This window comes from Paenibacillus sp. 05T425, from assembly GCF_056396205.1.
In genome coordinates, this window is the sequence record NZ_JBFTLA010000003.1 from 384192 (window position 1) to 398208 (window position 14017).

The 14017-nt window shown below is 49.7% G+C and carries 9 protein-coding genes; all 9 read left to right on the plus strand.

The annotated features are described in order from the left end of the window. Positions 1-16: 16 nt before the first annotated feature. The gene (locus tag AC1DF0_RS08410) at positions 17-1681 is read left to right on the plus strand and encodes an extracellular solute-binding protein (RefSeq protein WP_477573645.1); all 1665 of its coding nucleotides are present in this window, start codon (positions 17-19) and stop codon (positions 1679-1681) included. Between the two features lie 130 nt (positions 1682-1811). Then, positions 1812-2804, plus strand: coding sequence for an N-acetylglucosamine kinase (locus tag AC1DF0_RS08415; protein ID WP_477573646.1), 993 nt, complete (start codon positions 1812-1814; stop codon positions 2802-2804). Continuing rightward, positions 2789-4093 (plus strand): family 4 glycosyl hydrolase, encoded by a 1305-nt coding sequence (locus AC1DF0_RS08420; RefSeq protein ID WP_475820342.1) that lies wholly within the window; start codon positions 2789-2791, stop codon positions 4091-4093. Before AC1DF0_RS08415 ends, AC1DF0_RS08420 begins: the two co-directional genes overlap by 16 nt. 154 nt (positions 4094-4247) lie before the next feature. Next, positions 4248-5381 carry a copper amine oxidase N-terminal domain-containing protein gene (locus AC1DF0_RS08425; RefSeq protein WP_477573647.1) on the plus strand — a complete coding sequence of 378 codons (1134 nt, stop codon included), beginning with the start codon at positions 4248-4250 and terminating at the stop codon, positions 5379-5381. Positions 5382-5532: 151 nt separating this feature from the next. After that, positions 5533-6330 carry a Nif3-like dinuclear metal center hexameric protein gene (locus tag AC1DF0_RS08430; RefSeq protein ID WP_477573648.1) on the plus strand — a complete coding sequence of 266 codons (798 nt, stop codon included), beginning with the start codon at positions 5533-5535 and terminating at the stop codon, positions 6328-6330. 120 nt (positions 6331-6450) lie between these two features. After that, positions 6451-8529, plus strand: coding sequence for an alpha-glucuronidase family glycosyl hydrolase (locus AC1DF0_RS08435; protein ID WP_477573649.1), 2079 nt, complete (start codon positions 6451-6453; stop codon positions 8527-8529). Positions 8530-8747: 218 nt separating this feature from the next. Then, entirely contained in the window at positions 8748-10331 is a 1584-nt protein-coding gene (locus AC1DF0_RS08440; RefSeq protein WP_477573650.1) for a response regulator transcription factor, read from the plus strand. Positions 10332-10351: 20 nt separating this feature from the next. After that, complete coding sequence (locus AC1DF0_RS08445; RefSeq protein WP_442053425.1) at positions 10352-12115, plus strand: sensor histidine kinase; 1764 nt, start codon at positions 10352-10354, stop codon at positions 12113-12115. A 150-nt stretch (positions 12116-12265) separates the two neighbouring features. Continuing rightward, positions 12266-13963, plus strand: coding sequence for an ABC transporter substrate-binding protein (locus AC1DF0_RS08450; protein WP_477573651.1), 1698 nt, complete (start codon positions 12266-12268; stop codon positions 13961-13963). The last annotated feature ends 54 nt before the right edge of the window (positions 13964-14017 follow it).

Here is a 14017-nt window from a genome sequence, read left to right on the forward strand (position 1 = left end):
AAGGGAGCTTAATAACATGAAAAAGGTGAACAAAGCGTTTCTTTCAACATTGTCAGTCACAGTCGTTACGGCACTCGCACTTGCAGGATGTTCGGGCTCTAACAATGCCAATAATGAGCCGCCGGCTAACAAGGGCAACAACGGCGGGAATGAAGGGTCCGAGCAGGTAAGCGAGGTGTACGAGCTTGGCAAAGAGCCGCTGGAATTTTCCTTCTATGGCCACTATGACTGGTACACGATGCCTGTCTGGGGCGAAGATTTGGCGACCAAATGGATCAAAGAGAACAAAAAAGTGAACGTCGTGCCAATCAGCTCGGGCGGTGCTGCGAAAAACAAGCTAAGCACGATGATCGTCTCCAAGGAGCTCCCTGACGTAATGTGGATGGAGCGCGGCGCAGACGTAGAGAAGCTTCGCGCAGAAGGTCTGCTTGTACCGTTCGACGATTATTTGGATAAATATCCGAATTTGAAAAAATGGGCTGGCGAGTCGACGCTCGATATGCTTCGTTCCCCGGACGGCAAGCTGTATCAGTTCCCGAACTGGTATACGACGCAGCCGAACGGCAACTCGGGTTACCTCGTTAACAAAAAAATCTATAATGAGCTTGGCGCTCCAAGTCTAGAAACGGTTGACGACTTGTATGCGTACTTGAAGCAAGTCAAGGAGAAGTACCCGGATGTAGTGCCGCTTGAGCTTGGTCAGACGGCTGCCGGCATGGACGTTATGGTATCGGCTTTCGCGGAGAACCGTCCGTTCACGTTCAACACCATGATGGCAGTACCGCAAGGCGACAAGCTTGTATCGTTGTTCGCTGACCCCGTGTATCGCGAGCTGCTGCAATTCACTAGCAAGCTGTACCGCGAGAAGCTGATTTCACAAGACTCATTCACGCAGAAGCTGGAGCAAGTCGAGTCGAAGGTCGTTAGCGGCAAAGTTGCGATGTATGTAGCTTCAAGTCCTACGGAATTCGGGGCTATCGGCAACTCGCAGCTTAGCGCACAAGATCCGGAAGCAGGCTACATCATGGTATGGCCGGTTCATAAAGCAGGCTTGGACAAAAACAAAATTTTCCCTGGCGATTACAAGCAGCTGGGCTGGAACGTCAGCGTCATTACGAAAAACGCTAAAAATCCGGAAGCGATCTTCGCATTCCTTGATTGGTTCACAGGTCCGGAAGGACAACGTACGATTATGTGGGGACCTGAAGGCTTGTATTGGGACGGTGTAGATGCTGAGGAAGCTCCGCTCTTCACGGATAAATTCTCAAGCGACACGAAAGGCCGCGACGAGCTGATGAACTCAACGGTCAACTTCCAATGGAACGGCAACACGGTATATGTCGACAATTCCAAATCCAAATTCGAATCGACTTTGCCGGCCGAGAAGCGCAGCTGGGAGACATACTGGCAGTCGGAGATCACGTGGAAAACACAATTCAATACGACTGAATATGTAAATCTTGATCCAGCGGGCGATTCCGAGGAAGGTATTATCGCACAAAGCATTCTTTCCATCTATGAGCAAGCAAGGGCGAAAGCGGTTATGAATGCAGGCTCGGATGAAGAGGTTATCGCCATTCTTGACAAAGCTGAGAATGATGCGCAGAAAGCAGGTTACGACAAGCTTCTGGCTTACAAAACAGAGAGATGGCAAGAAAACGTTGCAAAACTAAGCAAGTAGCGTGAAAGAGAGACAATAAGGTTGATGAGACCGGCTATCGCTTCTCGAGCATGCGCTCCCTGTATGGGGGCGCGGCACGGGGGGAGGGGCGGTCTCTAATAGCCTAGTAACCGCATAGGGGAGATCATATTTGGCATATTACTTGGGAATCGATGGCGGAGGGAGCAAGACGCTGGCGGTCGTTACCGACCGTTCAGGTCATGTCATAGGTCGCGGCGTTAGCGGATGCGGCAATCATCAGATCAGCGTAGAGCTTGCTGACGGAAACATTCGTGCAGCGATCCATGCGGCTATGGAGCAAGCGAATGTAAAGCACGAGGATATACGGTTCGCGACGTTCGGCCTGGCAGGAGCTGACCGCGAAGCCGACTTTCAAATATTGAGGCCAATGGTTGCCGCAATGGGATTCGAACACCATCAAATCGTATGCGATACGGTTATCGGCTTAAGAGCAGGCACGAAGCAGCAGGACGGCGTCGTCGTCATCTGCGGCAGCGGTACGAATTGTTATGGCGTCAATGCATTAGGTGAAGAGATACAAGTGGGAGGATTCGGGTATTCGTTCGGTGACTTCGGAGGCGGCGGAGACTTGGCTGTCGAAGCGTTCCGTGCCGTAATACGTGCTTGGGAAGGACGGGAGAAGCCAACTGCACTGACGGAGCTGACGCTTGAGATGCTTGGTTTCGATTCGGTAGAAGCGATGTTTCATGATTACCTTGATGAATACAAGAGAGCGCCGCATATGCTGGCGAAGCTGCTGTTCGAAGCAGCGGACCGCGATGAAGCGGCACGGGCAATATTGCAAAGGCAAGGCACGGAGTTAGGCATCTCGGCTAGCGCGGTAATCCGCAGGCTGAACATGACCCATGATACGTTCGATCTAGTGATGGTCGGCAGTGTGCTGACCCGCGGGGACAGCAGGTATATTAAGCCTTATATCGAGGAGCAAGTGAAAGCGGTTGCTCCCCAGTGCACGCTGCGCGTTCTAGAGATGGAGCCGGTTGCGGGAGCGATATTGCTGGCAATGGAGAAAAGCGGACAGCAGGTGGAATCTACGGTATACGATCATTTGAACGCCAATCTGGCGGTAAAGGAGAGAAACGCGGAATGGGCACTCGATTAAAAGTTGCAGTTATAGGAGGCGGTTCGTCTTATACCCCTGAACTTATAGAAGGCTTTATATTGAACTACGCTACATTTCCGGTAACGGAAATTGTCCTTGTCGATATTCCAGAGGGAAGGCATAAGCTGGCTATCGTAGGACAGCTTGCCCTGCGCATGATTGAGAAATCGGGCTTGCCGATCAACCTGTCATTGACGCTTGATCGTCGCAGCGCGTTGGTCGGAGCTGACTTCGTATCGACCCAGATGCGGATCGGGCTGCTTGAGGCACGGGGATGGGACGAGTCTATTCCTCTCAAGTACGATATGATCGGGCAAGAAACGACAGGCGCCGGAGGCATGATGAAGGCGCTTCGCACGATTCCCGTCTTGCTCGATATTTGCAAGGATATGGAGGAGCTATGTCCGGATGCTTGGCTGCTGAACTTCACGAATCCAGCGGGAATGGTGACCGAAGCGATTCATAAGCATTCGACGATCAAGTCGATTGGATTATGCAACTCGCCGATCGCCGCTTACAAGTGGCTGTCGGGCTTGTACAACATCCCTATTGACCGCATTTATTGCGAGTTCGCCGGACTTAACCATCTTCATTGGGTAAGCCGAATTACGATTGACGGCGAATCGAAGCTGGAAGAATTGTTGGACAGCCGCAGCGGATACACCGCGGCGAATGTGCCGCAGTTCGCGTGGAACGAGAGTCTAATTAAGTCGGTTGGAGCGATTCCGTCCTATTACTTGAAATATTTCTACTTGCATCGCGAGATGCTCACTGAGCAGAAGGCAGCAGCCGCGAAAGGTGAATCGCGAGCAGAGACGGTGAAGCGGCTGGAGGATGAGCTGTTCGAAATTTACAAAAACCCAGAGCTTGCCGAGAAGCCGAAGCAGCTTGAACAGCGCGGCGGGGCTTATTACTCCGAGGCAGCCGTTAAGCTAATGAACTCGCTCTATAACGACATCGGAGACATTCAGACGTTGAACGTTCGCAATGGCGGCATTCTTGACTTCCTGCCGGATGATGCTTGCATCGAAGTCAATTGCAAAGTGACGAAGGATGGACCGATTCCGCAGCAGGTCCAGATTGTTCCCGAGTCGGTGAAAGGACTTATTCACGCGGTGAAGACGTACGAGTCATTAGCGATCAAAGCGGCCGTTACTGGCAACCGCGATACGGCGCTGCTTGCATTGGTCAGCCATCCGCTTGTTGATTCCGCGAACGCGGCGGAAGAGATGCTAACGGAGATGCTGGAGCAAAATAAGGCGTATTTGCCTAAGTTTTTTGAAGCTTAACGATAAGAGGCAGCTTGGCAAGATCCAATTGGATCTTGCGGGCTGCCTCTTGCGGTTAAGGAGATTATTGGAATTTATTCGAGCGGCAACATTATGGGCTGAAGGTGCGTTTAGAAGAAGAACGCATACGAATCTAATAAGGCAGGTGCATCTCATGTCATTCCTAAAGAAACATCGTAATCGAAAAGGTATCGCTGCTCTAGTAGCGGCTGCGGCGCTGACCGCATCGCTTCCGGCAACAGCGGCTTTTGGGGCGGCGCAAGCAGCGCCAGCTGTACAATTCCAAATAGGCAGCCTTACGGCAGCAAATAATAACGGCCAGGTCAAGCTTACGAATGCGCCTTACATCGAGAAAGGCGTCGCAATGGTACCCGTGCGCGCGCTGGCTGACGGGCTTGAAGCGCAGTTGGAGTGGAATGCCGCCGAGAAGTCCATCAGGCTTGAGAGAAGCGGATTAACCGTTTCGCTGAAAGCGGGAGACGATTCCATCATCGGAACATTCGTGAAGAACATTAAGCTGCCTGCAAAGGTCGCAATTATAAGCGGACAAGCTTTCGTTCCCGCGAAGAGCGTGGCAGGGCTATTAGGTGCTGATACGGTATGGGAAGCTAAGACGAAGAAGGTAACCATTAAGGTAAACGGCGAAGAAGCAGGCGCCATCTCGGAATCTTACAATTTCAATGCCGGTGATGAAGGCTGGCAAGGCGGCTTTGCTGATCTGCCAGTTGATTACGATCCGGATATCTACGAGCTTCTCTACGCAAGAGAACTATTGCCGATTAAGGACAATGGGATGAATTATGGCTTGAAGCTGAATGGCATGAATCGCAGTGACGATTTATTTATGTACGCGACTAAGAAGATAACGGGCTTACAGCCGGACGCGACTTATGATGCCTCGTTATCGTTTACTCTATATACGAACCAAGCCGGCGGCATGATGGGGGTTGGCGGGGCACCGGGCGAAGCGGTCAGCATCAAGGCTGGCTTCGTATCGCATGAGCCGAAGATCGTGCAAGAAGGCGAAGAAGGAAATGTCTATTATAAGGTAAACGTAGATAAGGGCAACCAGTCGGTAGAAGGCGCTGATATGAAGATCGTCGGTAATATGGTGAAGCCGGATGACGGGGTAGAAGGCTTCCAGCCTAAGCCGATGAAACATTCCGCAACACTGAAGGCGAATGCGGCAGGAGAGCTGTTCGTAATCATCGGCAGCGATTCCGGATACGAAGGGCTTACAACTTTGTATTTGGACGATATGAACGTCGTGTTGACGCCGCGTTCGTAAAGGTTAAGCTTTTACATTCTAAGCAGCGGTTTTTCGCATATTGCGAGAGACCGCTGATTTTTTTGCCCTTTGAATGGATGATGGATCTGTTGTAAGATGCAAGAAAGCAGCGTCGATGCGTTTATTATGTATGGGGGAGCGAGATGCAAAAATGACCATTAAAGTTCATGACGTTATCGAATATTTAGTGAGAGCGGTTGAAACGATAGACAACACCGTTGATGGGCTGAATGCTGGGGTGTCTTCAATGGAAGTATCCGGCATAGCCGTCACTTTCATGGCGTCGCAGCAAGCGATCGAAAAAGCGATTGCCCAGGGAGCTAATCTGCTCATTACTCATGAAGGCGAATATTTCAGTCATCGCGGGGGGCGGGAACAGTGGCAGGACGATCCCATCGTAATGGGAAAGAGTTGCTTGATCGAACAGTCGGGCATTGCGATCTACCGTTTCCATGATTATTGGCATGCGTACAGGCCGGACGGAATTACGGAAGGGCTTACCCAGCTATTAGGGTGGAGCGAGTACGTCAAAGAAGTGCTGCCGTATGCTTCTATTATTGAGCTGCCGGCGGAATGCCCGCTAGATGAAATCGCGTATGCCGCGAAAGACAAGCTCGGCTTGTCATACGTGCGGGTCGTCGGCGAGGCTTCGGCGACATGCCGGCGGATCGGCCTATCGGCAGGCTACCGGGGAGGCGGAGCTGTATGCATCCCATTATTCCATCAGTACGACCTTGATCTCATCATATCCGGCGAAGGACAGGAGTGGGAGACGCCAGAGTATGTGCGCGACGCCAAGCATCAGGGTGCTAACAAGGCGTTTCTGCTGCTTGGTCATGCGGAGAGTGAGGAACCAGGTATGCATTATTTGGCATCCATACTTGAACGCGAGTTCCATCAGGTGCCCGTTTCCTTTGTGAAGCAAACGCCGCTATTCAGAATCGTATAGCAAATAGCTGAGCTGTCGATCTATTATTTTCTAAGTGAAAACTATTATTTCACAGGTTGTGTATGATCGACATTTCGTTATTATGAATAAATACGAATCGATAGGAGGCATAAGAAACAAATGACGACAAAGCGACCAGGCAGAGGCTATGAGGGATGGCTTCGGTTTACTTATATTGAAGACGCTTACAAACGGGATGCCTGTGAGAAACGGTGCTCGCAGCTGCTAGTGATCGGCGATTCGCCTGTTATACGAACGGCTCGAGAGGAACTTAGTCACGCTCTAGCTGCATTGCTTGGCAAGCGGCCGGAGGTTATCGGCGGTAGAGAAGCAGGTTCGGACTTCAAAGGGATTATCGCTGGTGTCCGCGGGAGTGATCCGCTGCTGGAAGTCAGCACGCTGCCTGTGGATTTCCGTTTGGAGGAGACGGGTGAAGACGGCTACACGATCTATGCGGAGGAGAGCGGACCGATACGGATCGTTGCGGCGTCAGATAACGGTGTCTTGTACGGTATTTATCACTTGCTGCGATTGCTGCAGACGGGACAGTCTATAGAGAAGGTGCTCATTCGGGAGAGTTCGGTTAACGGGCTGCGGATGCTTGATCATTGGGACAATATGGACGGTACGATTGAGCGAGGATATGCGGGCAATAGTATCTTTTTCGAGGACAATCGCTTTGTAGCTGATATGACGCGAATTAGCGATTACGCTCGTCTGCTCGCCTCCGTGGGTATCAATGCCGTTGCGATCAATAATGTCAATGTCCATCGAGAGGAAACGAAGCTTATTACGGAACAATTCCTGCCGGACGTTGCCAAGGTAGCCGAGCTGTTCGGCGCTTACGGTATTCGACTTTATTTAAGCGTCAACTATGCAAGCACGATCGAGATCGGAAGACTGGATACAGCGGATCCGCTTCATCCTGATGTGGCCGCGTGGTGGTCTGCGAAGGCGGAAGAGATCTACCGGTTCGTGCCGACGTTCGGAGGTTTCGTTGTTAAGGCCGATTCCGAATTCCGGCCGGGACCATTCACGTACGGCCGCAATCATGCGGATGGCGCGAATATGCTGGCGGATGCTCTTGCTCCATTCGGAGGGAATGTGATCTGGCGTTGCTTCGTCTACAATTGCTTGCAGGATTGGCGCGATCGATCGACGGACCGTGCCCGTGCGGCATATGATCACTTCAAGCCGCTGGATGGACAGTTCCGCGATAACGTGCTGCTTCAAATCAAGAACGGTCCAATGGACTTTCAAGTGCGCGAGCCGGTATCGCCTCTATTCGGCGGATTGGCAGAGACGAACCAACTGCTTGAGCTGCAGATTACGCAGGAGTATACCGGACAACAGCGTCATTTATGTTATCTCGTCCCGCAGTGGAAAGAGGTATTGGAGTTCGATACCTTCGCGCGAGGCGAAGGCTCAACCGTTGCGTCTGCTGCAAGCGGAGCGCTGTTTGGCAGGAAGCTCGGGGGCATAGCTGCGGTATCCAATGTTGGCAATGATGATTGCTGGACGGGACATCCGCTAGCCGGGGCGAATTTATACGGGTTTGCAAGGCTGGCGTGGAATCCTTCTTTAGGCGCGGACGAAATTGCGGCAGAATGGACGGCCATGACGTTCGAGAACGACCCGGAATTAAATCGCACGATAACCGAGATGCTGCTTGATTCGCTTTCCATCTATGAGTCGTATACAGCGCCGCTTGGAGTTGGCTGGATGGTTAATCCTAACCATCATTACGGCCCGAACGTAGACGGCTATGAGTATTCCAAGTGGGGCACATACCACTTCGCGGATTGCAAAGGTATTGGCGTTGATCGAACCGTTCGTTCGGGAACGGGTTACTCGGGGCAATATACAACGCGTCAATTTGAAAAATACGAGTCGCTTGAGCAATGTCCAGATGAGCTGCTTCTGTTCTTCCATCATGTCCCTTATACGCATATTCTTCATTCCGGCAAAACCGTCATCCAGCATATATACGATACGCGCTTCGAAGGCGCGGAGCGCGCGGCCTTGTTAGTCACGAGATGGGAGTCCATAAAAGCTGATGTTAATGAGGAAATTTATAAGCTAGTGTGGGAGCGGCTCGGCGAGCAAGCGGAGCATGCAAAGGAATGGCGCGATATGCTGAACACTTATTTCTACCGTAAATCCGACATTGCCGATTCGCATGGCAGAACGATCTACTAAGTAAATAATAACGGCCCGGGAGTATCTTTCCTGGGCTTTTTTTCTACTTTCTGAAAAGGAAAGTGAAGAAACTAAATATTTTGCACCAAAAACTAATCATTTTAGGGTTACGACTATGCCGTCTAGAAGTTATAATAATCGGTGCTTCTGAATTGCGGGGCTCGAACATTTTGTATGCGTTTACATGATTCCATAACTATAGCTGGGAGTGGTGCAGGATGAAAAAGGTCATTCTCGTCGATGATGAAGTTTTTGCGCGGAAAGGCTTGCGAGTCCTTATTCCTTGGCAGGATCTCGGATATACGATTGTAGCAGAAGCGTCTGATGGAGAAGAAGCGCTGAAGCTAATCGAAGACATTCAGCCTGATCTAGTCGTGACGGATATTCGGATGCCGGTTATTGACGGCTTGAAATTGATCAATCTAGTGAAAGAAGAGCGATTGTCGCAGGCTAAATTTATCGTAATTACAGGCTATAACGACTTTGCGTATGCACAGCAATCGTTAAGATACGGCGTAGAAGACATCATTCTGAAGCCGATTGACGAGGACGAAATGATCGAGACGCTGAAGCGGCTATCGGTCAAGCTGGAGCAATCCTCGAAGCAGAAGGAAGCGATTAGAGAGCGAAATGCGGTAGATTTACTGGATCAGTTATTGCAAGGAAATCTCGATCAGAAACGAAATGAAGAGCTTGTGCTGGAGCTTGGCTTGTGCAAGGGAGGCCATGAGTATCGCTATTTGTTAGTCGAGAGAAATAATGCGCCAGAGGAGGAGCAGCAGCAAGCGATTGCCAATCTGGAGAAGCTGAAGCTTGCGGCGCTAACGTTCTTAAGCAGTCCTCCTGATATGATTATCCATGATCGAGGCAGCTATGCATTTGGTATGTTTCTTCATTCCGGCCTGCTTGGTCCTTATTCGCATTCATGGGAACGACTCGCGGACAGATTGATTCGCGAGCTTGCGGTGTGTGCAGATGAGGCACAATTACAGCTTTATGCAGGCATCCCTTTCCGCAAGCCGGAGCAACTGAAAGCTTCATACGAGAGTACCCGTGAAGCCACGCTGCGCAAGCTTGCGCTAGGGGATCAAAAGATTATTTTCGCGGAAGAAGCGATGCTGCTAACTTTGCAGTACAAGGATGCCGACGCTCAATTAGCCGATATCCTCATTGATAAACTAGAGGAGAATGACCTCGCAGCGGTCAAGCAGACGGTGGACGCCGCCTTTCATTCCTTTCAATACGATCGTTTAGCGGGGCAATCCGTTAATGCTTTTTTATCCAAATGCGTGTTAAGCATAGCCGGGATTATCTCTAGAATGGATGGCCAAGAAAGCCATTTGCGTTCGATGAAACCGATATTGGACTGGACGCTGCGTCCGATGACGGCCGCAGGCGTGAAGGGGCTGTTCCTCGATTTCATCGAAGAAAGCGCCGAATATTTAAGCGAGCTGCGCTGCGAGAAGGCAAGCGGAGGCATTCATAAGATCAAGCTGTACATTGATGCGAATTATCGGGAGAATATGAGTCTTAAGAGTATAGCCAAACGTTTTTTTATGAATCCCGTTTACTTAGGCCAATTGTTCAAGAAGACCTATCAGGTGTACTTCAATGATTACGTGCTCGGTCTTAGGGTGCAGGAAGCTAAGCGTCTTCTCAGACAGACCGACTGCAAAGTATATGAGATCGCAGCGAAGGTTGGCTTCAGCAACGCCGATTATTTCGTCACCCAGTTCGAGAAGGTTGAAGGCAAGACGCCAACGGAATATAAGCAAGCGTTAATCGCGCGCAGCAAAACATAATAAAGTCGGTAGGTGAGTACATGTTCCAACGAATGAACGATATTCGGCTGCGCAATAAAATGGTCATCGTGTTCATCCTTGCCGTATTCATCCCGGTGGTGTTGACGAACGTCATCTTCTTTAACTTGACGACGAGCAGCGTGAAGAAGCAGAAGCTGGCTGATATCAACCGGGGGCTTGAGCAAATTCGCAATGAAGTTGATGATCAGATCGAAGCGGCGGTAGGCATATCGACCGTTCTATATAATGACACGTTATTGAATGAGTATATAGAGAGACAATACAGCAATCAGTCCGATTACGTGGAAAATTACCATACGTATATGATCAACTTGCTTGATAAATATAGCCCGGTGTATGAGGCTATTCAGGCGGTCACGATCTATTCCACCAACGATACGATTCTATATGGCGGGCGTGTGCAAAGAATCAACAGTCATGTTCGCGAGCAGAATTGGTACAAAAGCGTGATGAGCAAAATGTCGGCGCAGCCGGCTCTGGAGCGCAATGATCCTGAGTATCCAGGACTTGCTCCTAATACGCTGAGCATCATCCGGAAAATGGTCGATTCTGGTGTTAATGGTTCGGCAGAAAAGCTGATTAAGATCGATATGCATCCCCAAACGATAAGAGAAATGCTGCAAAACGTTACGCTCGAGGGAACGGTCTATTTAATTCGCGATAATGAAATTCAATATTCGTCGGATCCGAAGCAACCGCTTAACGACGGAAGCGGACGAAGCATCCATTATGACCAGCCGGATACGTCCGGTGATATGATCGTGCTGGAAAAAGACTTTGGCAACGTTACTTATCTGGAAGGATGGAAAATCGTTGGCGAGTTCAAGGAGCGCGAGGTGCTGGAGGACGTCAACAAATCGAAGTTATTCGTCGTGTATATGTCCTTTGCCAATATTCTCGTTCCGACGCTTATACTCGTATGGTTCACTCGGTCACTAAGCGTTCGGCTTGTCCGCATTCTTAAGCAGATGAAGCGGGTGAAGAACCATTCGTTCGAGACGATCAACGATCCCCCGTCAGCGGATGAGATCGGCCAGCTCACTGAGGAGTTTAATCGGATGACACGGCAGATCAAGTCTCTGATCGACGATGTCTATATCGCCGACATTCAGAAGAAAGAGCTTCAGCTGAGCCGCAATCAATCTCAGCTTCATGCCCTGCAAAGCCAGATCAATCCACATTTCCTGTTCAATTCATTGGAGACGATTCGGATGCGAAGCTTGATGAAGGACGAGCTTGAGACGGCGAAGATCATTCATAATATGGCCAAGATCTTCCGCAAATCGCTTAGTTGGGGCAAGGACTGGATTACGCTCAAGGACGAGCTAGACCTTGTCGCGTGTTTCCTTGAAATTCAGAAATACCGCTTTGGCGACAAGTTGAACTATACGATTCATGCAGAAGAAGGTGTGCTGTCCACGATGATTCCGAAGATGACGCTGCAGCCGCTTGTTGAGAATGCAAGCATTCACGGGATCGAACCGCTCAAGGAGGCTGGGTGGATACACATTCATATCGAGAGAAGGGCAACGGGGCTTGCTTATACGATTAAGGATAATGGCGTAGGCATTCCGCAGGAGAAGCTAGCGCACATGCTCGCTGGACTAGATAAGGATGACGCGGTTTCTGACAATGTAGGTATGAGAAACGTCTATTTGCGGTTCAAAGGATTTTATGGAGACAAGGCAGATTTTCAAATCAAAAGCGAGCCGGGTCAAGGGACCGAAATCACGATTGTGATAACCGAAAATAATGACATTTGACCTAAGATGGTCAAAATGTGACAGCGTTTTCAAAATGATATAAGTTTTTGAGAGTAAAACATAAAGTTTGCTAGGTAAACATCGCAGCCATCCTCTTATACACTGAAAGTGCTTACAAATTACAAGATAGCGAAAGGGGAAACAACTTGTATGACTAAAAAAAGATGGCTGATGGCAACGTTCGCATCCGTAATTGCAATCTCGCTGATCGGTTGCTCAAGCAACAACGGCGGCAACAACACGCCTGCCGCAACGAATGACCCTGCAAACAACGCTGCAACGGCTGAACCGGAGGCTGCGAAACCGGAACCAGTGACGTTCACGTACTTTAACGCAACTGCGAACAAAGACACCGATTCGAACAAAACCGAAGTCGGCAAAGTGCTTGAAGATCAAACGGGCGTAAACTTTAAAATGGAATTTCTTGTTGGCGATTTGAATACAAAAATCGGAACGATGATCGCTAGTAACGAATACCCGGATGTTATTTCGCCCGATGCAGGCATCGACAAAATTGTTGAAGCGGAAGCGCTAATCCCGCTGAACGATCTAATCGACCAATTCGCTCCTAACATTAAACGTGTATACGAACCATACTACAACTTGATGAAAGCGGAAGACGGCAACATCTACTTCCTGCCATTCAGCCCGCTTGTTGGTGAATTCATCCCTGCACCGAACATCGATCAAGGCGCTTTCTGGATTCAAAACCGCGTACTGAAGGAAGCCGGTTATCCGAAAGTGAAGACGCTTGACGAGTACATCAAGCTCATCACTGACTACGCTGCAGCTCATGCGGACGAGGACTTGATCGGCATGACGACGCTGACGCATGACTGGCGCTTCTTCGCAGCTACGAATCCTCCGAACCACATGGCCGGTTACCCGAACGACGGCGAAGTACAAGTCGATTTGGCTACGATGGATGCCAAAGTATACGGCAACAACGAAGATACGAAGCGTTGGATGAAGACGCTGAACGATCTGAATACAGCGAAGCTGTTCGACAAGTCTTCTGTTGTAGACAACTACGACCAATACTTGGCGAAGCTGACAGGCGGTAAAGTACTAGGCTTCTTCGATTACGGCTGGCAGATCAACCAAGCTACGCAAACGCTTAAAGCTAACGGCAATGATGATCTTGAGTACTTCCCGCTTCCAATCGTATTCGATGGCAGCATCAAAGACCAATATTTGGAACCGGCATCATTCGTTAACAACCGCGGCATCGGAATTACGGTAAGCGCTAAAGATCCTGAACGTATCATTAAGTACTTCGATAATCTCTTGACCGATGAGAACCAGCTTCTTACGCGTTGGGGTATTGAAGGCAAGCATTATTCGAAAGACGCGAACGGCCGTCTGTATCGTACAGCTGAGCAAATTGCTCAATTGCAAAATAACGACTACAAAAGAGAAAGCGGTATTGGCTACTACGAATACTACTGGCCAATGTATGGTCAAGGCTCGTCGTTCGCTGACGGCAATGCAGTCGATCCAGGCAGACAGCCTGAAGTGGCGCAAGCATCGTATTCGGCAGCGGAGAAGGAACGTTTAGCGAAATACGGCGTGAAAACGTATGCCGAGATGTTCGCTGCACCAGATGAACGCCCTTGGTACCCAGCATGGAGTATCGCTCTGGAGCAAGGATCGGATGCTCAAATCTATGGCGTTAAGAAAACAGATTTGCTTCGCAAATATTTTGCCAAGATCGTTCTTGCTCCGGCATCTGATTTCGACAAGCTATGGGATGAGTATGTAGCTGAATACAATAAGCTTACTGTTGCCGAATATGAAAAAACGATGACGGAAGAGATTAAGAAAAAAGTTGCGAAAATTAAAGGTTAATGAAGCATGAAGAAGCGGGGCAGAGCTGGGCAAGCCCAAGCGTTAACGGCTTTG

Bases quoted from the DNA above. Each gene is read 5' to 3' on its own strand.
- AC1DF0_RS08410 (WP_477573645.1), top strand. From the start codon at position 17: ATGAAAAAGGTGAACAAAGCGTTTCTTTCAACATTGTCAGTCACAGTC.
- AC1DF0_RS08420 (WP_475820342.1), top strand. From the start codon at position 2,789: ATGGGCACTCGATTAAAAGTTGCAGTTATAGGAGGCGGTTCGTCTTAT.
- AC1DF0_RS08425 (WP_477573647.1), top strand. From the start codon at position 4,248: ATGTCATTCCTAAAGAAACATCGTAATCGAAAAGGTATCGCTGCTCTA.
- AC1DF0_RS08430 (WP_477573648.1), top strand. From the start codon at position 5,533: ATGACCATTAAAGTTCATGACGTTATCGAATATTTAGTGAGAGCGGTT.
- AC1DF0_RS08435 (WP_477573649.1), top strand. From the start codon at position 6,451: ATGACGACAAAGCGACCAGGCAGAGGCTATGAGGGATGGCTTCGGTTT.
- AC1DF0_RS08440 (WP_477573650.1), top strand. From the start codon at position 8,748: ATGAAAAAGGTCATTCTCGTCGATGATGAAGTTTTTGCGCGGAAAGGC.
- AC1DF0_RS08445 (WP_442053425.1), top strand. From the start codon at position 10,352: ATGTTCCAACGAATGAACGATATTCGGCTGCGCAATAAAATGGTCATC.
- AC1DF0_RS08450 (WP_477573651.1), top strand. From the start codon at position 12,266: ATGACTAAAAAAAGATGGCTGATGGCAACGTTCGCATCCGTAATTGCA.